Genomic DNA, 22,926 nt, shown 5'->3' with positions numbered 1-22,926 from the left:
GCACTTCGTATGGTTGAACGCAGGAAGTCCCGATACGGAACTCCTGGTGCAGCCGTCCCCCGCTACCGCGGTCCCGGAACACCGGCCCTGGAACAGGGCCCGGGAACCGCGGACCCGGAACATGAGTCCCGTACAGGAAGTCCCGCTCCCGAACGGAAACCCGCCTTGTCCCCCGACGCCCCCGCTCCCCCGCCCGCACCCACCTCCTGGCGCATCGCCCTGCCGCACTCCACGGCCGCGGTGCCCATCGCCCGCGCCCTCATCCGGACGGCGCTGGCGGACATCGAGGCGCCGGCGGACAGCGATACCGCCGAGCTCCTCACCGCCGAGCTGGTCGCGAACGCCGTGGAGCACACGAACGGCGCCGGGCCCATCGAGCTGGTGGTCGAGCTGATGGCGACCGGCTGCCAGGTGGAGGTCCACGACCACGACCCGGACCCGCCAGGCGACCTGTCCCGCCCCGGCCCCGGCAGTCAGCCCGACCTCTGGCAGGAGCACGGCCGCGGCCTGCTCCTGATCCGCACCCTCAGCTCGGCGTGCGGTCACCGCACCACGGAGCACGGCAAGGCGGTCTGGTTCACCCTTCCTTCGGTCCCGAAGCAGCCGGGCCCGTCCCCGCGGAGCTGACCAGCCGCGACCTGCTACGCCCGTAACCGGCGTAGGCGAGCGCGCCGACGGCCAGGAAGACCACGAACTGCAGCCAGGTCGTCCAGCCGGTCCCGTAGATCAGGTACAGGCAGAACGCGACGCCCAGCACCGGGCTGAGCGGATACAGCGGCACCCGGAAGGAGCGCTTCACCTCCGGGTTGCGGCGGCACCGCCGAGCTCGGCGAAGGAGAAGGCGGTGAGGATGCAGGTGATCGCGGCGAGGACGAAGGAGACCACCACGGCGGGACCCGCCTCGGCGACGCTGCCGGACAGGCCGACGAAGATCCCGGTGCCGACGATCGCGCCGACACCGAAGCGGACGAGCTGGAACAGCCCCATGGCGCGCCGCAGGCCGTGGCCTTCCAGGTCGGCGCCGGACTCGGCAACCAGCAGCCCGGGGCTCTTGACGCACGCCCGGGTCACGTACGACGGCTTCGCCGGGGCGTGGGGGGCCGGGGCGTGGGGGACGCTCTTCTCCGGTTGAGCGTGTGCGGGGAGCCCGTGGGGGCAGGGGGCCTGCCCGCGGGGAGGGCTGCGGCCTGCGTGGACCAGGGGCCCGCACGCACGGAAAAGGGGTTCGAGCGTGCGGGCCCGAACCCCGTCAAGCGGCACCATAATAGCCATTCATACGCATATTTACCCAATCAGGTGCATGATCATACGTTCCGCCGCCCTGCGTTCGACCCTGGCCGCCGCTACCCGGCCCTGGCAGCCGCTTACCCGGCCATGGTGGCCACGAGGACGGCCTTGATGGTGTGCATCCGGTTCTCCGCCTCGTCGAAGACCACGGAGTGCGCGGACTCGAAGACCTCGTCGGTGACCTCCAGCGCCGTCAGTCCGTGCCGCGCGTGGATGTCGCGGCCCACCTTCGTGCCGAGGTCGTGGAAGGCCGGGAGGCAGTGCAGGAACTTCACGGCGTCGTTGCCGGTGGCGCGCAGGACGTCCATGGTCACGGCGTAGCCCGCGAGGGCGGTGATGCGCTCGTCCCACACCTCCTTGGGCTCACCCATGGAGACCCAGACGTCGGTGGCGACGAAGTCGGCGCCCAGGACGCCTTCGGCGATGTCCTCGGTGAGGGTGACCCGCGCACCGCTCGACCGGGCGAGCTCGTGGGCACGGTCCACGATCTCCCGGGCCGGCCAGTAGGCCGCGGGCGCGACGATCCGGACGTCCATGCCGAGCAGGGCACCCGTGATCAGGTAGGAGTTTCCCATGTTGAAGCGAGCGTCACCGAGGTAGGCGAAGGCGAGCTCCTCCAGCGGCTTCTCGCTGTGCTCGGTCATCGTGAGGATGTCCGCGAGCATCTGGGTCGGGTGCCAGTCGTCCGTGAGGCCGTTGAAGACGGGGACCCCGCCGTACGCGGCCAGTTCCTCGACGGCCTGCTGGCTGTCACCCCGGTACTCGATACCGTCGAACATCCGGCCGAGCACCCGTGCCGTGTCCTTCACCGACTCCTTGTGCCCCATCTGGGAACCGGAGGGGTCCAGGTACGTCGTGGACGCCCCCTGGTCGGCGGCGGCCACCTCGAAGGCGCAGCGGGTACGGGTGGAGGTCTTCTCGAAGATCAGCGCGATGCTCTTGCCGGTCAGCCGCCGCGCTTCCTCGCCGGCCTTCTTCGCGGCCTTGAGCTCTGCCGCCAGGGCGATCAGGCCGCGGAACTCCTCGGCCGTGAAATCCAGCTCCTTGAGGAAGTGGCGGCCTACGAGGTCTATGGCCATGGTGACTGCTCCTGGGTCGGGCTGAGGGCATGCGTACAGAGAGACCCTGGAAGTCTATACGAGACCCTGCATTGCTATACAGCCCCCTGGTGTGGAAGCCCGCGGGAATCACCGGCACGGGGAGCACCGGGGCAGCTCACACCGGGTCGCGCACCACCGGACAGCTCATGCAGCGCGGACCACCACGGCCCCGGCCCAGTTCGCTGCCTCGGATCTCTATGACCTCGATGCCCTGCTTCCGCAGATAGGTGTTCGTGGTGGCGTTGCGCTCGTACGCCACCACGACGCCCGGCTCCACGGCCAGCACGTTGCACCCGTCGTCCCACTGCTCGCGCTCGGCGGCGTGGACGTCCTGGGTGGCGGTGAGGACCCGGATCGTGTCGAGGCCGAGCGCGGCGGCGATGGCCCGGTGCATGTGCTCGGGCGGATGGTCGGTGACCTTCAGCTCGCGGGGGCCGCTGCCGGGCTCGATCGTGTAGGACCGGAGCATCCCGAGTCCGGCGTACTGCGTGAACGTGTCCCCGTCGATCATCGTCATCACCGTGTCGAGGTGCATGAACGCACGGCGCTTGGGCATGTCGAGCGCCACGATCGTGCGGGCCGAGCCGGCGTCGAAGAGGCCCCTGGCCAGCATCTCGACGGCCTGCGGGGTGGTGCGTTCACTCATCCCGATCAGGACGGCACCCCGGCCGATGACGAGGACGTCGCCGCCCTCGATGGTGGACGGGTAGTCGTGCTGGCCTTCCGACCAGTGGTGGAAGGGGCCCGCCTCCGGACCGGTGAACAGCGGGTGGTGCCGGTAGATCGCCTCGAAGTGCACGGTCTCGCGCTGCCTGGCCGGCCAGCGCATCGCGTTGATCGACACCCCGTCGTAGATCCACGCCGAGGTGTCCCGGGTGAAGAGGTGGTTGGGCAGCGGGTTGAGGAGGAAGTCGTCCAGGTCCATGACGTGGAAGCGGACGGAGATCGGCTCGGCGTGCCGCTCCAGGAACTCCCGTTTGGTCATCCCGCCGACCAGCGCCTCGGTCAGCTCGGCGGCGGACAGCTCCTCGAAGGCGGCCCGCAGATGCTCGGTGGCGAGCGGGCCGTACTCCTTCTCATCGAAGACCCGGTCGAGGACCAGCCGCCGCGCCACCGGGATGTCGAGGGACTCCCGGAGCAGATCACCGAAGAGATGGACCTCCACACCCCGGTCGCGCAGGACGTCGGCGAAACCGTCGTGCTCCTCCCTGGCGCGGCGCACCCACAGCACGTCGTCGAACAGGAGCGCGTCCTTGTTGCTGGGGGTGAGCCGCTTCAGTTCCAGATCGGGGCGGTGCAGGATGACGCGGCGCAGCCGCCCGGCCTCGGAGTCGACATGGAATCCCATGTATCCATCCTCACCGCGCGGAGCATCGTTCACCCCTGCGAACCGCCCGCTGTTTCCCTGCCTCTGCCGTTCGCGCCCAGTGCGCGGGCGCGAGTATGCGGTGCTTCGTCGTCCGTCGTGACGGCGCTCTCGAAGTCGACGATCCACATCTTCGTGGAATCGGGGTCGATCAGGATGTTCTCGGGTGAGAGATCTCCGATCAGCGCTCCCTTCCGGTGTACGGCGTCCACCATGCGGATCGGTTCCACGGCACCTGACGGATTTTCTCCACCCACACGTCGACCGCGACCGGGCGAGCGGATGTAGGGGGCGATGACGACATCGTTACGAGCCCAGTAGCTGCGCATACCCGTGGCGAAGACGCGCTGTTCGCCGGGGAACGTGTGCTCCGACCCCTCGAAGAGGTCCACGGGGCCGGGGCAGAAGCCGAGATCCCCCAGGCGCCCCAGCATGGCGAACTCGCGCCGCAGGAAGCACGGTGCGTCCCAGCGCTCCTCGCCGACGCCCCAGCAGTCCGTGAGGGGACGGGCCTCCTTGACGAACACCGGCTCGCCGTTGCTCGTGTCCGTCCCGTAGCAGAGGCCGCCGGAGTCGGAGAACCCGAGCGCGGACTGTCGGACATGAGGTGACTCGCGTCCGCGCGGTGAGGCGTCTCGGCCTCTCCGCACCGGTGTCCGGCAGGGAGAGGCCACGCCTCGGACATCCTTCGGACTGCCCTCAGAGCCGGGGGTCGACCGGCTCCGACTCCAGGGCGAGCACCGCGAAGACCGCCTCGTGGATCCGCCACAGCGGCTCCCCCTCGGCCAGCCGGTCCAGCGCCTCCAGGCCGAGGACGTACTCGCGCAGGGCCAGCGACCGCTTGTGGCCGAGGAACCGTCCACGCAGCCGGTCCAGATTCTCCGGGCGCGTGTACTCGGGGCCGTAGATGATCCGCAGGTACTCCCGGCCGCGCACCTTGATGCCCGGCTGGACGAGCCTGCCCTTCTCGTCCCGCACCAGGGCGCCGAGCGGCTTGACGACCATGCCCTCTCCGCCGCGCCCGGTCATCTCCAGCCACCAGTCGACGCCGGCGCGCACGGAGGCGTCGTCGCCGGTGTCGACGACGAGGCGACGGGTGACCTGGAGCAGTCCGGTCGGGTCGTGCTCGACGAGGCGGTCCAGCCAGGCCAGTTGCTCGTCGTGCGGCACGGAAGCGAGCGAACGCCCCCGCACGGCGAGGATCTGGAACGGCGCGAGCCGGACCCCGTCGAGCCCCTCGGTGCTCCAGCAGTAGCGGCGGTACGCCTCGGTGAACGCGGTGGCGTCCGCGGCGCGCTCCCGCTGACGGCCCGCGAGCGCGCCGACATCCACACCGCGGGCCTCCGCCGCGGCCAGGGCGTCACCGGCCACGGGCAGCACCGCACCCGACGCGGCGCCGACGGCCGCGTACTGCGAGCGCAGCAGCCCGGCCGCCTTCAGGGACCAGGGCATGAGCTCGGCGTCCAGCAGCACCCAGTCGGTGTCCCACTCCTCCCAGAGTCCGGCGGCGGTGACGGCCGTGCGGAGCCTTCCGAGGATCACCTCGGTGAGCGCCGCGTCGTCCAGGAACGGCCGCCCGGTGCGGGTGTGCAGGGCGCCGGTGGGGCCGTCGGTCCCGAAGCGCTCGCGGGCCGTGTCCGCGTCGCGGCACACCAGTGCCACCGCGCGCGAGCCCATGTGCTTCTCCTCGCAGACGACCTTGGCGACCCCGTCCGTGCGGTACTGGGCGAAGGCCTCGGCCGGATGCTCCAGGAAGCCCTCCTCGCGCGAGGTCGCTGTCGGGGCCATGGTCGGCGGGAGGTAGGCCAGCAGTCTCGGGTCGACGGCGAAGCGGCTCATGACTTCGAGCGCGGCCGCCGCGTTCTCCTCGCGCACCGCGATGCGGCCCATCTGCCGGGTCTCCACGATCCGGCGGCCCTGCACGTCGGCGAGGTCCAGCGGACGGCCCTCCCTGCCTCCGGGCGCCTCGGTCGTCAGCGGCTTCGCCGGCTCGTACCAGACCTTCTCGGCCGGTACGTCGACGATCTCGCGCTCGGGCCAGCGCAGCGCGGTCATCCTGCCGCCGAAGACCGCTCCGGTGTCCAGGCAGAGGGTGTTGTTGACCCAGGACGTGGTGGGGACCGGTGTGTGGCCGTAGACCACGGCGGCACGGCCGCGATAGTCCTCCGCCCACGGATAGCGCACGGGCAGCCCGAACTCGTCGGTCTCGCCGGTCGTGTCCCCGTACAGCGCGTACGAACGGACCCGGCCGGACGTGCGCCCGTGGTACTTCTCGGGCAGGCCTGCGTGGCAGACGACCAGCTTGCCGTCGTCCAGGACGTAGTGGCTGACCAGCCCGTCGATGAACTCCTTGACCCGCTCCCGGAATTCCGGGTCCTCGGCGTCCACCCGCTCCAGCTGCTCGATGGTCTCGGCGAGGCCGTACCTGACCTGCACCTTCCTCCCCTTGAGGTAGCGGCCGAGCTTGTTCTCGTGGTTGCCGGGTACACACAGGGCGTTGCCCTCGGCCACCATGGACATCACACGGCGCAGCACGCCGGGACTGTCGGGGCCCCGGTCGACGAGGTCGCCGACGAACACCGCGGTGCGCCCGTCCGGGTGCGCGCCGTCGGTGTAACCGAGTTTGCCGAGCAGGGACTCCAGCTCGGAGCTGCAGCCATGGATGTCGCCGATGATGTCGAAGGGGCCGGTGAGGTGCCTGAGGTCGTTGTAGCGGCGCTCCAGGACGACTTCGGCGCTGTCGGCCTCCTCCTCGGTGCGCAGGATGTGCACCTTGCGGAAGCCTTCGCGCTCCAGTCCGCGCAGCGAGCGACGGAGCTCACGACGGTGGCGTGCGACGACATGGCGGGGCATGCCGGCCCGGTCGGGGCGTCCGGCGTTGCGCGCGAGGCAGACCTCCTCGGGCAGGTCCAGCACGACGGCGATGGGCAGTACGTCGTACTCCCGGGCCAGCTGGACGAGCTTCTTGCGGCTCTCCGCCTGCACGTTGGTGGCGTCGACGACCGTGAGCCGTCCGGCGGCGAGCCGCTTGCCCGCGATGTAGTACAGCACGTCGAAGGCGTCACCGCTGGCGCCCTGGTCGTTCTCGTCGTCGGCGACGAGGCCGCGGCAGAAGTCGGACGAGACGATCTCGGTGGGCTTGAAGTGCTTGCGGGCGAAGGTGGACTTTCCGGAACCGCTGGCGCCGATGAGCACCACGAGGGACAGGTCGGTCACCGGCAGGGTGCGAGAGGTACTGGTCATGCGGCCTTCGTCTCCTTCGTCGTGTCGTCGGTCCCGCCGGACACCGCGTCCGCCGTGGTCATCGTGAAGACGGCCATCTGGGTGGGCGGTCCCACCTCCGGGTCGTCCGGCCCCACCGGCACGTACGTCACCGCGTAGCCGTGGCGCCCGGCCACCTGCCCCGCCCAGTCCCGGAATTCCTCCCTGGTCCACTCGAAGCGGTGATCGCCGTGCCGTACGTGTCCGGCCGGGAGCGTGTCCCAGCGGACGTTGTACTCGACGTTCGGCGTGGTCACCAGCACGGTCTGCGGTCGTGCCGAGCCGAACACCGCGTACTCCAGGGCCGGGAGCCGCGGCAGGTCGAGGTGCTCGATCACCTCGCTGAGCACCGCGGCGTCGTACCCCTTCAGCTGCTTGTCCGTGTAGGTGAGGGCGCCCTGCCGGAGGGTGACCCGCGCGGCCTGCCGCTCGCCCATCCGGTCCAGCTTCAGCCGGCGCGAGGCGATGGTGAGGGCGCGCATCGACACGTCGACGCCGACGATCTCGGTGAAGCGGACGTCCTTGAGCAGCGCCTGCACCAACTGGCCCTGTCCGCAGCCCAGGTCGAGCACCCTGCTCGCCCCGGCGGCGCGCAGCGCCTCCAGGATCGCCGCACGGCGCTGCTCGGCGAGCGGCACGGGCCTCTCCTCGGTGTCGGTGGTCTCGTCCACGGCGTTGTCGACGCTCTCCACCCCCAGGTCGTCCGACTCGGCCAGCCGCACCAGCTCCAGCCGCTCCATCGCCTGCCGGGTCAGCCCCCAACGGCGGGACAGATAACGGCTGGTGATGAGCTTCTGCTCGGGGTGATCGGCCAGCCAGCCCTCACCGGCGCGGAGCAGCTTGTCCACCTCGTCGGGCGCCACCCAGTAGTGCTTGGCGTCGTCGAGCACCGGGAGCAGCACATACAGCTGGCGCAGCGCGTCGGCGAGCCTCAGCTCCCCCTCCAGCACGAGCCGTACGTAGCGCGAGTCGCCCCACTCGGGGAACTGCTCGTCCAGTGGTACGGCCACGGCGTCCACCCGCGTCCAGCCGAGCGGGCCGAAGAGCTTGTGGACGAGCTCGGCGCCCCCGCGGGCCGGCAGGGCGGGCACCTCGACGCACAGCGTCAGGGGCTCCTGGGCCCGCTCGGGCATGGCCCTGCAGGCCCCGTTCAGCGCGGACTTGAAGACCGTCGCCATCGCGACCGAGAGCAGGGACGATGCCGCGTAGGGCCGGTCGTTGACGTACTGCGCGAGCGCCGCGTCGGGCGCGCCGCCCCGGCCCTTTCCCTTGCCCCGCCGCACCAGCGCCACCGGATCCACCTCCAGCAGCAGCGCGGCCGTGCACCGCTCCGCGGACGCCTCGGGGTAGAAGACGTGCGCGGTGCCGTGCGAGGTGGAGAACGTCTGCGCCTTCTCGGGATGCTTGTGCAGCAGGAAGCCGAGATCGGTGGCGGGACGCTCAGGGGTGCCGGTCGTACTGATAGTCAGGAACACCTGTCCGAGTATGGCCTCGCGCCCCACCCCCCACCAGGCATTTTCACGGCCCGATCGGCTCTCGCAGCGCCGCCAGTTCGGCGATCTCGGACGGGCCGACCCGGCAGCACCCCCCGACCAGCCGTGCCCCGGCCCGCTGCCAGTCCCGCACCCGCCCCGGATCGAAGGTGCCCCGCCCGGTCCATCCCCGCCCCTCCGCGTCCCACTCCTCGCCGCTGTTCGGGTAGACGACCACGGGTTTCCCCGTCACGGCCGCCGCCACCTCCACCGCACGGTCCGCGTCGGCGGGATCGCAGCAGTTGACCCCGACGGCCACGACCTGGTCGACCCCCGCCGCCACGGCGAACGCCTCCCCCAGCGGCTGTCCGGCCCTGGTCCGGTCCCCCGCCACGGTGTACGAGAGCCAGACGGGAACCTGGAACTCCCGGACCACCCGCAGCAGCGCCTCGGCCTCGTCGATGTCGGGCACCGTCTCCAGGGCGAGCACATCGGGGTCCGCCACCACCAGCGCCTCCACCCTGGGCCGGTGGAAGCGCTCCAGCTCCCGCCCGGTCAGCCCGTAGCGGCCTCGGTACTCGCTGCCGTCCGCGAGCATCGCCCCGTACGGGCCGACCGACGCGGCGACCCAGACCTCCCGCCCGGTCACCGCGCCGGCCCGGCGGGCCAGTCCCACGCTGCCGGCGATCAGCTCCGCGGCCCGGTCCCTCCCGATGCCGCGCCGCCCGAACCCCTCGAAGGTCGCCTGGTAGCTGGCGGTGATGAGCACCTGTGCGCCCGCCCGCACATAGGCCGTGTGGGCGGCCTCGATCTGTTCCGGCGCGTCGGCCAGGAGCCGGGCCGACCACAGCGCGTCGGAGAGATCGCACCCCTGCGCCCTCAGCTGGTTGGAGAGACCGCCGTCCAGCACGACGGTCCCCTCGGCGAGCGCGTCACCGAGCGGACGACCGGGCGGACGACCGGGCGGGACACCGGGGTTTCGGACGGATCGCACAGCTGCTCCTGTCTTCACGGCGGCCGAACCCGGGGTCGGTTCCGGTCGGTTCGGGCCGGCCTGGTTCGGTGCGGTTCAAGGCACCGCGGTTCTGCTCAGCTCAGCTCAGCTCAGTTCAGCTGGGACTGGACCTGCGACGAGATGAGTTCCAGATGCTCCAGATCGTGCAGGTCCAGGACCTGGAGGTAGATCCGGGACGCGCCGATCGCCGCGTACCGGCCGATCTTGTCGACCACCTCGTCGGGTGAGCCCGCCAGCCCGTTCGCCTTCAGGTCCTCGACGTCCCGGCCGATGGCGGACGCGCGCCGGGCGACCTCCGCGTCGGTCCGGCCGACGCAGACCACCAGGGCGTTGGAGTACACCAGGTCCTCCGGTGCCCGGCCGGCCGCCTTCGCCGCCTTCCTGACGCGGCCGAACTGCTTCTCGCTGTCCTCGATCGACGCGAAGGGGATGTTGAACTCGTCCGCATACCGGGCGGCCAGCCGCGGGGTACGGACCGCGCCGTGGCCGCCGATCAGGACCGGCACCTTGGCCTGCGCCGGCTTGGGCAGCGCAGGCGAGTCGGTGAGCTGGTAGTACGTGCCGTCGTAGCTGAAGGTCTTGCCGGTGCCGGTCCCCCACAGACCGGTGACGATCGCCAGCTGCTCCTCCAGGCGGCCGAACTTCTCCTTCGGGAACGGAATGCCGTACGCCTTGTGCTCCTCCTCGAACCAGCCCGCGCCCAGGCCCAGCTCGACCCTGCCGCCGGACATCTGGTCGACCTGCGCCACCTGGATGGCCAGCACACCGGGCAGGCGGAAGGTGCCCGCCGTCATGAGCGTGCCGAGCCGGATCCGCTTCGTCTCACGGGCGAGTCCGGCCAGGGTGATCCAGGCGTCGGTCGGGCCGGGCAGCCCGTCCCCGGCGCCCATGCGTAGATAGTGGTCGGACCGGTAGAAGGCGTCGAAGCCCAGGTCCTCGGTGGCCTGGGCGACGGTGAGCAGGGTGTCGTAGCTCGCCCCTTGCTGGGGCTCGGTGAAGATTCGAAGATCCATACCTCCATCCTGCACCTTCGGATCCGCCGTCCCCCTCCGCTCAGGACGGGCCTGGCACGAACCCCGCGGGTCCGCGGATCACCCCGTACGGACCGTCACGCTCCTGGTCGGGCTCCCGCTCGCGCTCCTGCTCCGCCAGCCGTCTCAGCATGCCGTGCACCCGGTCCACCGACTCGTCGACCGCGTCTATCGCCTCGATGCACTGCCAGTAGAGCCCTTCCTCCTCCGTGTCGCAGGCGACACCGACGAGGGCGATCCCCGCGTCGCCCAACAACCGGGCAAGCGCCTCCAAGGCCCGCGGCACCACGGCCACTTCGGAGAGCTGGGCCGCTCGGACACCGCCCGCCGCGACCAACGGGTGGTCGAGCACCGCGGCACCCGGACCGCCGATCTCACCGAGGCCCCGCGCCTCCGTGCGTAACTCCGCCGGCCCGCACCGCACCAGCTGCCCGCCGACCGCACGGGCGAGCGCCTGCGCCTGCCAGGCCTCCGCCATGACGGCCGGCGCTCCCCGGCTCTCCGCCAGCGCCCGCCGGCCCGCCTCGATCAGCCGCTCCGCTTCCATGTGACTCCCCCGTCGCCGAGACCATCCGTACGAAACCCGCTCACCTCTTTCATTACCCACAGTGAGGTGAGTGGCACCGTAAAGCCAGAGGAAATCGGAAATCTGTGGACAGGAAGTCGATTGTGGATAAGTCGATCACTCCGAAGAGTGACGATCCGGTGAATCGGAGCGGTCAGGCACCGGAAAGCGCGTCTCATTCCGTTCGATCTTCGCAGCCAGCGCGGCCAGCGCGTCGACGCCCAACACCTCGCAGAACTGCAGCAGATACGCCAGGACGTCCGCGACCTCGTCCGCGACGCGATGCGCCGTTCCGGGGTCCTCCATCACCCGCGCCGACTGTTCCGGCGTCAGCCACTGGAAGATCTCGACGAGTTCGGACGCCTCGACGCTCAGCGCGACGGCCAGGTTCTTGGGGGTGTGGAAGGGCTCCCAGTCCCGTGCCGCCGCGAATTCGGCCAGCCGCCGCTGCAGTCCCGCTACATCCAGTTCCGTCACGGTGCCAGGTCTACCACTGTCACGCCCTCCGTCCCGCGGGCGGATGCCGCGGTCGCCTCCGTGACCGTCGCCAGCAGACGCATGTGCCCGGACGCGCAGATCGACGCGGCCAGCGCGAGCAGTTCCCCCGTCTGCCGGACGTCCAGGCTCCGGTCGAACCCGTCGGCCAGCACGGTGAGCGCCTGCATCGCCGAAGGAACCTCCGCCGCCGGGTCCACGGCCAGGACATGGGGGCCGGTCAGCAGGACGAGGGCGAAGGCCAGATACCGGAGCTCACCGTCGCCGAGGCGTCCCAGAGGTGTGCTGTACCCCGGCCCGCGTTCGGTCCTCGCCTGCACCGTGCCGTCCCCGAGCCGCTCGACGGTCAGCCCGGTCACCTGCCCCGCGCACCCCGTGTGCGCGCTGGCGACCAGCCGGGCGTGCCGCTGCGCGCACTGGCCGTGGGTGCGGTACAGCACCTCGGCGAGGTTGTCGCAGCTGGACGTCAGCCGCCCTTCACCGACCGGCACCGTCGCCCGCATCCGCCGCGGCTGCGGATCGCAGACGAAGGCCGGCCGCAGGGCCACCACCACCTGCTCGGCGGCGGCCAGCACCCGCAGCTCCCCGTCCGTCGCGCCCGCCACCCGCAGCGGCAGCAACGCCGTGCCGAGCCGGTCGTCGGGGAACGGGGCCCGGGTCACGGCGACCGCCCCCGCGGTGTGCCAGGCCGCCTGGACGGCCGACCGGCCGGGATCGCGCAACGCCGTGCTCAGCAGGGTCTCGGCGCCGTCCGACAGACGCTCACCGACGATGCGGAGGGTGGGTTCGGCCTGGACGGCCAGGTCCAGCCGCACCGGCCCCGCCGGTCCCTCCACGGTGCAGCCCAGCCGGAATCCCCGCCGGCCCTGCGCGTCGGCCCCGGCCCGTTCGGGCACCCAGGCCGCCGGATCGGGGAACACGTCCTCCAGCGGATCGCCGGCGGCCAGCCGCGCCAGCGCCTCGTACGCGCGCAGAGCGGTCGACTTACCCGTACCGCTGACCCCGGCGAGCAGGGTGAGCGGACCGAGCGGGATGACGGCACGGCGGTGCGAGGCGAAGGCGGCGAGCCGGAGTTCGCTGACGACGGGACAGGCAGGTCGGGCGGGACGGACGGGGCCGGCGGGACCCGCGAGGCGGGCCGCTCGACCGGACGGCGTCGTGGTGCTCCCCGTGGAGATCACAGTCATGAGCGGACCGTACGCACGCCCTCGACCGGCGAACCGTTCCGCCCCCACAGCCTTCCTACGATTGAGGTACGCCCGCCGCCGTGACTCCCTCGACCTCCATGCCCACCGGGGCGAGCAGGAAGACGTTGCGGTCGACCCGGTGCATCCCGCTGCCGAGCCCGAAGACCACGCCGCTGCTGAAGTCCAGGATCCGCTTGGCCACGTCGTTCTCGGCCCCGGTCAGGTCGAGCAGCACCGGAATCTGCGCCACCAGGTACTCGGCCACCTCGCGGGCATCCGCGAACACCTGGACCCGCAGGACGACCAGACGGCGTTGCTCGGCGGTCTCCTCCGCCGCGACCCCGCGGTGGTCGACCCGGGACGGCCATTCGTTACGCCCCCTCAGGGGTACGACCTGGGCGAGCCCTTCCCACTGTTCGTCGGTGGCGTCGTACCTGTCGTACCTGCTCACAGAACCACCCCGTCCGTATGCCGGTTGGCTGTGCGCCGGCTGCGCTCGCTGTCCATGGGGCAATTCTCTCGCCCCTCACCCGTTCGGCGTACCACCGACACGGTCCGGAACATGATCGGCATCCTGCTCCGCGCGGCGGACGTCCTGTTCGGGGAGCGTGTCGAGCGGGGTGAAACGGACCGGAAGATGGGCCGGGGCGCGGTGGAAGGGCCCGGGCCGCCAGACCAGGTCGGCGGCGTCGACGGCCAGTTCCAGGTCGCAGAGCTGGCTGGTGAGCTGCTCGATCGCGGTGATCGCCATCAGCAGGGCGGGCTGCTTCGCCGGGCACCGGTGCGGCCCGGTGGACCAGGCGAGATGGGCGCCCTCGCCGGAACGCGCGGCGGAGTCCGAACCGACGTGCAGCGACTGCGTGTTGGCCGCGGCGAAGGAGACCATGAGAAGCTGCCCCGCCCGCAGCGCCACCCCGTGGAACTCGGTGTCGTGCCGGGGGTAGTGCGCCCCCAGGTTGGCGATCGGGGGGTCCCGCCACAGCACCTCGGCGATCGCGTCCTGCGCGGTCGTCGCACCGCCGTGCAGGGAGCCCCCGTACCGGGTGTCGCTGAGCATGCGCAGCAGCGCGTTGCCGATGAGGTTGGTCGTCGGGTCGTGGCCCGCGCTGAAGATGAGTGTGATCTGACGCACGGCCTCGTCGTCGGCGAGGCCGGCCGGATGCTCGAGCAGATAGGTGGTCAGGTCCCGGCCGGGCCGGGCCCGGCGGTCCGCGACGAGGTCGGTGACGACCCTGACCAGGTCGGCGTACGCGGCTGCCGCGCCCCCGGCCGGATCCATCATGCCCGCGACACCCAGGACGATCCGCCGGCTGTCCTGCGGTGGCACGCCGAAGGCCGCGGTGAAGACGTGCAGGGGAAGCATGCGGGCGTACTGGGCGATGAGGTCGCCGGTGCCGGTGGCCGAGAACTCGCCGATGAGCTTCTGGGCGACCCGGGAGACCTCGGCCCGCAGCAGGTGCGGCTCGATCAGGCCCAGGGTGTCGTTGATGGCGTCGCGGTAACGGGTGTGGACGGCACCGTCGGTGAACAGCGCGGTGGGCCGGTGCCCGAGCACCGGCAGGACGGGCGAGTCGGCGGGCACGCCCGCCTGCCAGGCGCGCGGGTCCTTGGTGAAGGTGTCGGTGTCGCGCAGCAGGTCGACGGCCGCCTGGTAGTCCGTGACGAGCATCGCGTCGATCCCCGGGGCGACGCGGACCCGGGCCAGCGGCCCCTGGGCCCGCAGCCTGCGGTAGTGGCCGTGCGGATCGGCGGCGAACTCGGGGCCGTACAGGGCGAGCGGCTCGTGGGGCGAGGGCGCGGACAGGGTCATGACGGGTCCTGGGACGGGGGCAGGCAGGTCAGCGCGTGCTCGGCGAGGGCGATCAGGGCATCGATGCTGCCGCGTCGCTCGCGTGCGTCGCACTGCACCAGCGGGGTCCGTGGGTCGAGGTCGAGGTGCTTGCGCAGCACCTCGTCCGTGTGGGCGGGGGCGTCGGGGAAGTGGTTCACGGCGACGGCGTACGGCAGGCCCTGTTCCTCGACCATGTCCATGACGGCGAAGGAGTCCTCCAGACGGCGGGTGTCGGCCATGACGAGGGCGCCGAGCGCACCGCGCGCGATGTCCGCCCAGAGCGGGAAGAAGCGTTCCTGCCCGGGGGTGCCGAACATGTACAGCACCAGGTCGTCCTGGACGGTCAGCCGGCCGAAGTCGACGGCGACCGTGGTCGTGGTCTTCTCCGGAAGGCCGGCGGTGTCGTCGAGTCCCGTACTGGACTGCGTCATCGCCTCTTCCGTGTGCAGGGTCGGGATCTCCGACAGCGTACGGATCAGGGTCGTCTTGCCCACGCCGAAGGGACCCGTGACGACGAGTTTCATCAGGGTCTCGGCGGCACTCGGCAGATAGCCGATGCCGTCCCGGTCAGTGGAGGGAACGGAGTCCAACGAGCAGCCTCTCGACGAGCGACCGGTCGATCTCACCGGCACTGGGGATCGGTGGTCGAGCGTGCAGATGTCCGGCGGCCACGAGGTCCGTGGCCAGGAAGACCGTGGCGCTGACCGGCAGGTCCAGATGCGCGGCGCACTCGACGACGGTGAGGGCTCCTGGTTCCAGGAGTTCACACAGTCTGCGCTGCTCCGAACCGGTGTCCGGCGGCAGTCGCTCATCCGCACGGATGAGCACGGCGAGCCGGTCGAGCGCGGGACCGGTGGGGGTGGTTCTGCCACCGGTGACGAGGTACGCGGGAATCAGGCGGCGCCCTGGGCCGGGGGTCATGGCCGGGCGGCACCGTCCGGCTGGCGGGTGGGGGCGTGCATCGCCCGGGTCAGCGCGGTGACCTGCACCTGCATCTGGTAGGCGATGTTCCCCAGGTGCGCGTCGGGGGCCGCGAACAGGGCCAGGGTGGTGTTCCTGCCCGCGGGGACGACGATGGCGAAGCCCAGGTCGGACTCCACGACCGTCTGGGCCAGGCGGGGCGACTCGGCCTCCGTGAAGGCCATGGTGAAGGCGCGGGCCGACGCGTGCAGCGTGGCCGTCATCGCCGCGACCCGCTCGGCGGACGCGCGGTCCAGGCCGGGCGAGGCGCCTTCGACGAGACCGTCACCGGTGGCGACCACGGCGTGCTGCACGCCGGGGAGTTCCAGCAGCGGGGTCAGCACCCAGGCGAGGTCACCGGTGGTGGGGGTGGTGCTCACGTGTCGTCTCCTTGGTCGTCCGATGAAGATGCCGGGGGCGTGGGGACGCCTCCGCCGGGCGCGTCCCCGCCCGGTGCCTTCCTGCCGCTGAGGGTGCCTTCCTGAAGGGCCGTCCAGGAGGCCCCGGCCTGTTCGGGGGTACGGTCCACGGTCTCGTCGGCCTCCTCGCCGGAGGCGGCCGGAACGGCTGCGGGTACCCGGCGGGTCCTGCGGCGCCGGCTCGGCAGTCCGGCCGCAGGACCGGCCGGCACATCGTCTGCCGGTGCCTCGGTCGCGGCGGGTTCGGCCGTCTCCTCGGGCGCGGGGGTCCCTGAACCGCCGCTCCGGGGGGTCTCCGTGCCGGCGGGTGCGACGCCGCGCGCGTGCACGGGCTGTGGCGCGAGCACGGACAGGGTGCGGTCGTCGTCCATCACCGTCAGCAGATGGGCCGGGATACGAAGCATCGCGCGCATGCCCCCGTACGGGGAGGACTCGATGTGGCAGCTGAAGCCGTACCGTGCGACGAGCCGCCCCACCACGGCGAATCCGGTCTGCGGCGGATCCCCCAGCTCGGTGAGCAGCACCTCGTCGGGTCCGGCCAGGAGCGCGCGGGCCCGCTTGAGCGCGTCGCCGTCCATGCCGATGCCGGCGTCGTCGACCAGGACCAGGGCGCCGCGCCCCGCGGTCTGCTGGACCGTCACCGGCACCTCGGTGTCCGGGTGCGAGTACGCCGCGGCGTTGGCCAGCAGTTCCGCGAGCGCGATCGCGAAGGGCTCGGCGGCCCGGGCGACCAGGGCGAGGCGTTCCTGGCGCAGATGGTTGGCGACCTTGATCCGCTCGTACCCCGCGACCCTGGACTGGGCGCCGAGCACGACCTCGACGAGCGAGGAGTTCTGCCGGGCGAGTCCGGGCCAGGCGTCACAGAGCACGGCGGTGGCCTGCGTGCGGCGCAGGGCCAGTTCGTTGCGGAAGTCGAGCTGCAGGATCCGCGGGTCGTCGTACTCGTGCTGGAGTTCCTGCAGCAGGTGCTGGGACTGGTTGAGCAGCGACTGGATCTTGGCCGAGGTGCCGCGCATGGCCGACCTGGCCGCTGCGTCGACCCGTCGGCGTTCCTCCAGGACCGCTGTGCCGGCGGCTTGTACGGCCTCGGTCAGCAGGCGTGCGGCCTCGCCCCCGATGCCGGCGGCCTCCCGCAGGCCGGGCACGGGTGCGGCCCGGTGCGAGAGTGCGGTCGCCGCGGCGGGGATCCGCTTCTCGCCCAGCTGGCGTATCTCCTCGGTGAGGGCGAGCGTGCGGGCCTCGGCAGCTTTCAGCTGGCGGTCGATCAGCTCGGCGCGGGCCGCGGCCCCGTAGGCGTCCTTCCGGGCCCGGTCGGTCTGTACGGCGGCCCATATCGCCGCCACGAAGGCGACCAGGGCGACGATCCATCCCAGCACGGCGTCACCGCGTCTCTGTTGTCGGGCACGGTGTGCACGCCGCGGGGCGGCGGGGTATCCGTCTGTCGCTCCGGTCCGCCGTCACTCCGGTCCACCGCCCGTACAGCACGCCTCGGTCTCGTGCGCGAGCGCCGCCACCTCGGACATCACCTGCAGGACACCGGGGAGCGCCGAGCCGTCGAGGTGCCGGTATTCGCTGCCGATGGTCACCACCAGCCGTTCGGGCAGTCCCAGTGCGGGGTAGCGCCCCTCCCGGATCACCCGGCGTGCCGCCTCGGGTACCGGCACACCTGCCGCGTGGAGGGCGTGGGCGCGCTCGCGTACGTACGAGAGGTAGCCGATGTGGTCCCGTACCCCGTCCGGGCCGAGCACCGGGCCGTGGCCGGGCACGATCACCTCGGCGCCGGTGGCCAGTACGCGCTCACAGGCGTCGATCACGTTGTCCAGCGGGCCGGCCCAGTGCACCGGGTGGTCCCCGGGCTGCTCCGGGGTGGAGGAGAAGATGACGTCGCCGCTGAACACCGTGCGCTGCGTGGGCAGATACACGATCAGGTCACCGGTGGTGTGCGCGGGCGGCAGGGCCGACACCTGGACCGCGTAGTCGCCCAGGGTCAGTTCGAGCTCTCCGGTGAAGTACGTCGTCGGGCGCACCGGGTCTGTGGCCGACCAGTCGAAGTCCCCGAAGTGGCGGCCCAGGTAGGCGCCTAGGGGGGTGGCCGGATCACCCCCGGCCACCAGGGCGTGCTGCTGCTGCGGGGTGGGCTCGTAGTGGATGTGCTCCTTGGCCTCCCGGGTCGCGATGATCTCCGCGTCCGGCAGCACCCCGGCACCCCAGTAGTGGTCCCCGTTGGCATGCGTGACGATCACCCGGTCGACAATCACCCCGTCGGGCAGCAGCTTCTCGCTCTCGACCAGGAACTTTCCGGCCAGCAAGGGGTCGTACGGGGTGTCGATCCACAGCGCGCGGCGCGGTGACACGAGGAGCCCGCAGTTGGCCAGCCCCCAGCCCCGCCTGGGCGGCAGCCAGGCGTACAGGTCCGTGCGGAGGTCGACGATGTCCCCACCCGTGATCGACATGGGGCGATTATGCCGACCTCGATCCGGCCGCGCGTTCGAACTCAGCCAACCCATGTGGCCATTGACGCAAAATCGCCCCTCGCTTCGGTCACCCGTCGCGCGAGGGTGACCGTCCGGGGTTGCCACGACGCACTCACAGACAGGGCTTTCCGGACAATGGCGGGATATCACCCGCCTAAACCGAGCCACGCGGCAGATACCCGCACGGAAGCGACGGAACCTCATCACGCCGACTACCCGCTGAGCATGGCCGAAAACAGCCGCCACTACGACCCTCAAGGAATGAACCAAATGCTTGTTCTTGCTTGATTGGGCCATGTAACATGCAGAATTGAACAAACGGGTTCCGATTTCACCCAGCCACCCCAGGTGCGAACAGCAGCGGAAGCGGAGTGCGGACATGTCCCATGTCGAAACCGAGACAGCCGGCCAGCCCGAGTGCTGGCGTCGCGCAGCGGAGGTCGCGGCCGACCGGGCGGAAGTCCTGCCCGCCACGGGTGAGCGCATCGCCGTCGTCGGCTGCGGAACGTCGTACTACATGGCTCAGGCCTACGCCTCGCTCCGCGAGGGCTCCGGGCAGGGCGAGTCGGACGCCTTCGCCGCGTCGGAGTTCCCCGTCGGCCGCTCGTACGACCGGGTCGTTGCCCTGACCCGTTCGGGCACCACGACCGAGGTGCTCGACCTGCTGACCCGGCTGCGGGGAACAACCCGCACGGTCGCGGTGACGGCGGACCCGCGGACCGCCGTGATGACGGCGGCCGACGAGGTGGTCGTCCTGGACTTCGCCGACGAACGGTCCGTCGTGCAGACGCGGTTCGCCACGACCGCGCTCACCCTGTTCCGCGCCCGTCTCGGGCTGCACACCGACGACGTCGTACGGGACGCGGAGACCGCACTGGCGGAGCCGTTGCCGGAAGGGCTGCTGGACTGCACCCAGTTCAGCTTCCTGGGCCGAGGCTGGACGGTCGGGCTCGCCAACGAGGCGGCGCTGAAGATGAAGGAGGCGTCCCTGTCCTGGACGGAGTCCTATCCGGCGATGGAGTACCGCCACGGCCCCATCAGCATCGCCACGGCCGGGACGGCGACCTGGATGTTCGGCCCCGCGCCGGAGGGCCTCGCGGAACAGGTACGGGCGACCGGCGCCCGCTGGGTGGAGAGCGGCCTGGACCCGCTGGCCGACCTGGTCCGGGTCCAGCGGCTGGCGATCGCCCGCGCGGCTGCCCGAGGCCTCGACCCGGACCTCCCCCGCCATCTGACCCGGTCGGTGGTGCTCGACGGAGCCACCGCGGGCTGAGCACGGCTGAGCCGTGCCGTGTGCCGGGGGTTCGCCCGCCCGGCCCACGGCACGCCACGGCGCCGTACCGCGGTCAGTCCTCTTCGAAGTAGGCGTCCAGCGCCGCGTCGAGGTCCGCCGCCCACTCCTTGAGACTGCTCCGGGCCTCCGCCTCGACCTCGGCGTTGAACCACCGGCGGCTCGACACGTGCACCGTGACGGTGAACCGGCGCCCGAAGCGGGCGGTCTTGACCTCGACCGCGCCGATCTCGGCCCAGTCGAACTCCGCCTCCTGGTCGTCCAGCGTGAACCGGACGCCGTCCCGGTCCACCCTGATGGATCCGCGCCGGTCGCTGACCTCGAAGACAGGGCCGTCCGCCTCCTCGGCGTCGCCCTCGTCACCGTCCTCGCGCGACGCGGAGGTGGCGGGCTCCGCCTCGGCGTCCGGCGCCGCGTCCGACTCGTCGGCATCCCGCACCGTGTCCGTCGTCCGGGCGTCGTCGGCCGCAGCCGTCACATCGTCCCCGGCGGTCGCACCGGACGCCTCGGCGTCCTCCGGCGCCTTCTCCGCTCCCCCCTCCGTCCGCGCGGGGGCAGGGGCCGTCAGGCCGGGGATGTACGCCGGGTCTGTGCCCGCGGCGAACTCGGGTTTCGTGTTGGACTCTATACGCTGCTCCACGGCGGGCAGTATGGTCGACGAACCTGTACGTGACCAGTCGCCCCGGGGCCGGGCCGTGCGGCTCGGCGGCGGAATCTACCGGAACGCGACGGCATTGCGCCGGGCCCAGTGGGCGAACGTACCCGGTGCGCGGCCCAGTACCCGCTCGATGTCGGGGCTGATCCGCCGCTCCGCCGGGGTGGGCTCGCCGAGGATCGCGAGAGTGGTCCCGACCACGGGCTCGGGCATGAACGCCAGCATCTGCGAACGGGCCTCCTCCCGGGTCTGCTCGACGAAGCGGACCGGCTCACCGAGCGCCTCCCCGATCGCCGCGGCCCGTTCCCGGGGCGTGGTGAGGGCGGGGCCGGTCAGCTCGTAGGCCTTCCCGGCGTGCCCGTCCTCGCACAGGGCCGCGGCAGCCACCGCTGCGATGTCCTCCGGATCGACGGCCGGGAGGCCTACGTCACCGAACGGCGCGGCGACGGTCCGCCGTGTACGGACCGACTCGGCCCAGGCGTACGCGTTGGAGTAGAAGCCGCCGGGCCGCAGGATCGTCCACCGTGCCCCCGACCCCCGGACCGCGTCCTCGAAGGACTGCCCCGTACCTCCGTGGGAGGCCGACTCCGGCCTGGTGACGACCCCCTGGGAGGACAGCAGCACGATCCGGCCGATCCCGGCGGCCTTCGCGACCCCGACGATCTCCTGCGGCCCGACCAGATACGCGCCCGCTCCGGTGTCGTGCAGGAACAGCGCGTCGGCGCCGTCGAACACGTCACGCAGGCCCTCCGGCTCGGTGAGGTCCGCCCGCCGGTGGCGGACACCGTCCGGAAGGGCCGCGTCCGGCACCCCTCGGGACACCGCTGTCACCCACTCGCCCGCCCCGGCCAGAGCCCGTACGAGCGGCCGGCCGACGTTCCCCGTTGCACCCGTTACGACGATCATGAACAACTCCCCTGTCACACCGCGTGGTTGCCCCCGCCGACACGGGCGGGAACGTCGCAGGGAGGGTGTCCCCCGCTCCGACCCGGGGACGCTAACACCGCCGATATAGTAGGTACCTACAGGAAAGTGACTGTGCCGAAGGGAACTCGCATGGCCGATCCGGCAGCCCCCACGGCCTCCGCGACGGCAGGCCACGCCCAGGACGATCCCGAGCAGGCCTGCCCCATCTCCCCGGTCGTGGACATCGTGTTCAGCCGGTGGACGACACCGATCCTGTGGACCCTGCACGCCCACGGCCGCCAGCGGTTCGGCGAGCTGGAGCGGCGCATCGCCCGGATCACCCCGAAGGTGCTCACCCAACGGCTGCGGCAGCTGGAGCGCGACGGCCTGGTCGTGCGCACGTATCACGCGGAGATCCCGCCCCGGGTCGAGTACGAGATCAGTGAGCTCGGCCGCAGTCTCGCGCCGCTGTTCGCCCGCCTCTCGGAATGGGCCACCGCCAACCTGGGCGAGGTGGAGCGGTCCCGGCACGACTACGACGCCGCCCCGACCCGGTAGCGCGAGAAGGCGGCCGAGGCCCTGCCGGCTCGTCGGACCGCACCCGCGGCAAGCTCGTGCCCCACGTCGGTGACTGACCGCCACCACGCCGGAAACGGCCGACGGGTGGTGCGGGTTCTTCCGAACCCGCACCACCCGTCGGCCGTGCTCCGCTGTCACACGGTGATGTCTCAGTAGGCGCCGAACACGTTGTCGATCGAGCCGTACCGGTCGGCGGCGTAGTTGCACGCGGCCGTGATGTTGGCGACCGGGTCGTAGCTGTCCGTCGACGTACCGGGCACGTGGTAGGCCTGGAAGGTCGGGTCGATCACCTGCAGCAGACCCTTGGACGGGATGCCCGCGGCGGCGTTCGAGTCCCAGTTGTTGATGGCCATCGGGTTGCCCGAGGACTCACGCATGATGTTGCGGTGGATGCCGTCGTAGCTGCCGGGGATGCCGTGCTCGGCCATGACCGCCAGCGACTCCTTGATCCAGCCGTCGAGGTCGTTCGTGTACGTGGCCGGCGCGGCGGCGGGAGCGGCCGCGGGCTCCGCAGCGGGCGCACCCTGCGCGGCGAGCGCGGTGTCGGTGCGGTCCGAGCGATCGGCACGGTCGGCGCCCTGCTCGGCACGGCCGGCGGAACCGGACGTCTCGGATTCGGCCTTGTCCGCCGTTCCGGCCTTCTCCGCCGGCTTGCTCTCGGCCTTCGCGCCGATCGTCAGCTTCAGACCGGCGTGAATGAGGTCGGGGTTTGTGCCGACAGCCTTTCGGTTGTCGTCGTACAGCGCCTTCCAGCCGCCGTCGACGGAATGCTGACGCGCGATCTTGGAAAGGGAATCGCCAATGATCACGGAATAGGTGACGGGCGCGGACTTCTGTGCGGCAATCGCCTTGCCGGACACGGCAGTCGACGTGGCCGCCTTTTCGACGGCGACCGGCTGCGCCGGGGCGGCGAAGGCTCCGGTCGCGCCGATCACGGGGAGGGCGAGAGCAGCTCCGCCCGTGCTCACGGCGATGATGCCGCGGGTCAGCGAACTGGTCCTGGAACTACGGTGCTTACCCATTCCGGGCATG

The 22,926-nt window shown here is 71.5% G+C and carries 24 protein-coding genes and 1 pseudogene; 3 read left to right on the top strand and 22 right to left on the bottom strand.

Annotated elements, in window-relative coordinates:
• Nucleotides 1–165 precede the first annotated feature (165 nt).
• On the top strand, nt 166–627 hold the full coding sequence (locus OG524_RS28255) for an ATP-binding protein (RefSeq protein WP_405387898.1): 462 nt from the start codon (nt 166–168) through the stop codon (nt 625–627).
• Here the strand turns inward: OG524_RS28255 and OG524_RS28250 are convergent.
• The 19 genes and pseudogenes from OG524_RS28250 to OG524_RS28160 form a co-directional block, all read right to left on the bottom strand.
• Entirely contained in the window at nt 578–799 is a 222-nt protein-coding gene (locus OG524_RS28250) for an amino acid permease C-terminal domain-containing protein (RefSeq protein WP_405811878.1), read from the bottom strand. The genes OG524_RS28255 and OG524_RS28250 overlap by 50 nt on opposite strands.
• A 14-nt stretch (nt 800–813) precedes the next feature.
• Nucleotides 814–1,071: pseudogene (locus tag OG524_RS28245) on the bottom strand (amino acid permease); the annotation flags it as partial.
• Between the two features lie 293 nt (nt 1,072–1,364).
• Nucleotides 1,365–2,366, bottom strand: coding sequence for an ornithine carbamoyltransferase (argF, locus tag OG524_RS28240; protein ID WP_405387901.1), 1,002 nt, complete (start codon nt 2,364–2,366; stop codon nt 1,365–1,367).
• 136 nt (nt 2,367–2,502) lie between these two features.
• Nucleotides 2,503–3,735, bottom strand: coding sequence for an arginine deiminase (locus tag OG524_RS28235; protein ID WP_405811877.1), 1,233 nt, complete (start codon nt 3,733–3,735; stop codon nt 2,503–2,505).
• Between the two features lie 29 nt (nt 3,736–3,764).
• Complete coding sequence (locus OG524_RS28230; protein WP_405811876.1) at nt 3,765–4,427, bottom strand: hypothetical protein; 663 nt, start codon at nt 4,425–4,427, stop codon at nt 3,765–3,767.
• Between the two features lie 25 nt (nt 4,428–4,452).
• Nucleotides 4,453–6,996 carry a polynucleotide kinase-phosphatase gene (locus tag OG524_RS28225; RefSeq protein WP_405387904.1) on the bottom strand — a complete coding sequence of 848 codons (2,544 nt, stop codon included), beginning with the start codon at nt 6,994–6,996 and terminating at the stop codon, nt 4,453–4,455.
• Entirely contained in the window at nt 6,993–8,489 is a 1,497-nt protein-coding gene (locus tag OG524_RS28220) for a 3' terminal RNA ribose 2'-O-methyltransferase Hen1 (RefSeq protein ID WP_405387905.1), read from the bottom strand. The genes OG524_RS28225 and OG524_RS28220 overlap by 4 nt, the downstream gene beginning before the upstream one ends.
• A gap of 43 nt (nt 8,490–8,532) precedes the next feature.
• Nucleotides 8,533–9,480: a homocysteine S-methyltransferase gene (gene mmuM / locus OG524_RS28215; protein ID WP_405387906.1), complete on the bottom strand. Its 948-nt coding sequence runs from the start codon at nt 9,478–9,480 to the stop codon at nt 8,533–8,535.
• A 110-nt stretch (nt 9,481–9,590) separates the two neighbouring features.
• Nucleotides 9,591–10,514, bottom strand: coding sequence for an LLM class F420-dependent oxidoreductase (locus OG524_RS28210; protein WP_405811875.1), 924 nt, complete (start codon nt 10,512–10,514; stop codon nt 9,591–9,593).
• Nucleotides 10,515–10,554: 40 nt separating this feature from the next.
• Entirely contained in the window at nt 10,555–11,079 is a 525-nt protein-coding gene (locus OG524_RS28205; protein WP_405387908.1) for a DUF6099 family protein, read from the bottom strand.
• Nucleotides 11,080–11,214: 135 nt separating this feature from the next.
• Nucleotides 11,215–11,574 (bottom strand): nucleotide pyrophosphohydrolase, encoded by a 360-nt coding sequence (locus tag OG524_RS28200; protein ID WP_405387909.1) that lies wholly within the window; start codon nt 11,572–11,574, stop codon nt 11,215–11,217.
• Entirely contained in the window at nt 11,571–12,779 is a 1,209-nt protein-coding gene (locus OG524_RS28195) for an AAA family ATPase (protein WP_405811874.1), read from the bottom strand. Before OG524_RS28195 ends, OG524_RS28200 begins: the two co-directional genes overlap by 4 nt.
• A 55-nt stretch (nt 12,780–12,834) precedes the next feature.
• Nucleotides 12,835–13,230 carry a cell division protein SepF gene (locus OG524_RS28190; RefSeq protein WP_405387912.1) on the bottom strand — a complete coding sequence of 132 codons (396 nt, stop codon included), beginning with the start codon at nt 13,228–13,230 and terminating at the stop codon, nt 12,835–12,837.
• Nucleotides 13,231–13,305: 75 nt separating this feature from the next.
• Nucleotides 13,306–14,589, bottom strand: coding sequence for a cytochrome P450 (locus tag OG524_RS28185; protein ID WP_405387913.1), 1,284 nt, complete (start codon nt 14,587–14,589; stop codon nt 13,306–13,308).
• Entirely contained in the window at nt 14,586–15,200 is a 615-nt protein-coding gene (locus tag OG524_RS28180; protein WP_405387914.1) for a GTP-binding protein, read from the bottom strand. Before OG524_RS28180 ends, OG524_RS28185 begins: the two co-directional genes overlap by 4 nt.
• Entirely contained in the window at nt 15,178–15,531 is a 354-nt protein-coding gene (locus OG524_RS28175; protein ID WP_405387915.1) for a DUF742 domain-containing protein, read from the bottom strand. Before OG524_RS28175 ends, OG524_RS28180 begins: the two co-directional genes overlap by 23 nt.
• A complete protein-coding gene (locus tag OG524_RS28170) occupies nt 15,528–15,950 on the bottom strand; it encodes a roadblock/LC7 domain-containing protein (RefSeq protein WP_405387916.1) in 423 nt (140 codons plus the stop codon). The genes OG524_RS28175 and OG524_RS28170 overlap by 4 nt, the downstream gene beginning before the upstream one ends.
• Complete coding sequence (locus tag OG524_RS28165; protein ID WP_405387917.1) at nt 15,947–17,365, bottom strand: ATP-binding protein; 1,419 nt, start codon at nt 17,363–17,365, stop codon at nt 15,947–15,949. Before OG524_RS28165 ends, OG524_RS28170 begins: the two co-directional genes overlap by 4 nt.
• A gap of 81 nt (nt 17,366–17,446) precedes the next feature.
• Nucleotides 17,447–18,442, bottom strand: a complete 996-nt coding sequence (locus tag OG524_RS28160; RefSeq protein WP_405387918.1) for an MBL fold metallo-hydrolase — start codon at nt 18,440–18,442, stop codon at nt 17,447–17,449.
• A 400-nt stretch (nt 18,443–18,842) separates the two neighbouring features.
• Between OG524_RS28160 and OG524_RS28155 the strand changes: the two genes are divergently transcribed.
• Complete coding sequence (locus OG524_RS28155; RefSeq protein WP_405387919.1) at nt 18,843–19,736, top strand: SIS domain-containing protein; 894 nt, start codon at nt 18,843–18,845, stop codon at nt 19,734–19,736.
• A 73-nt stretch (nt 19,737–19,809) separates the two neighbouring features.
• Here OG524_RS28155 and OG524_RS28150 read toward each other — a convergent pair whose 3' ends face one another.
• Together OG524_RS28150 and OG524_RS28145 are read right to left on the bottom strand one after the other, a co-directional pair.
• Nucleotides 19,810–20,394, bottom strand: a complete 585-nt coding sequence (locus OG524_RS28150) for a hypothetical protein (protein WP_405811873.1) — start codon at nt 20,392–20,394, stop codon at nt 19,810–19,812.
• Between the two features lie 75 nt (nt 20,395–20,469).
• A complete protein-coding gene (locus OG524_RS28145; RefSeq protein ID WP_405387921.1) occupies nt 20,470–21,315 on the bottom strand; it encodes an NAD(P)H-binding protein in 846 nt (281 codons plus the stop codon).
• A 150-nt stretch (nt 21,316–21,465) separates the two neighbouring features.
• Here OG524_RS28145 and OG524_RS28140 point away from each other — a divergent pair, with 150 nt between their 5' ends.
• Nucleotides 21,466–21,873, top strand: a complete 408-nt coding sequence (locus OG524_RS28140) for a winged helix-turn-helix transcriptional regulator (protein WP_405387922.1) — start codon at nt 21,466–21,468, stop codon at nt 21,871–21,873.
• A 170-nt stretch (nt 21,874–22,043) separates the two neighbouring features.
• Here the strand turns inward: OG524_RS28140 and OG524_RS28135 are convergent, their stop codons facing one another.
• Nucleotides 22,044–22,925 carry a transglycosylase SLT domain-containing protein gene (locus OG524_RS28135; protein WP_405811872.1) on the bottom strand — a complete coding sequence of 294 codons (882 nt, stop codon included), beginning with the start codon at nt 22,923–22,925 and terminating at the stop codon, nt 22,044–22,046.
• Between the last annotated feature and the right edge of the window lies 1 nt (nt 22,926).

Source organism: Streptomyces sp. NBC_01520 (assembly GCF_045040375.1).
Classification (GTDB): Bacteria; Actinomycetota; Actinomycetes; order Streptomycetales; family Streptomycetaceae; genus Streptomyces.
This window is presented reverse-complemented; position numbering and strand designations above follow the sequence as displayed.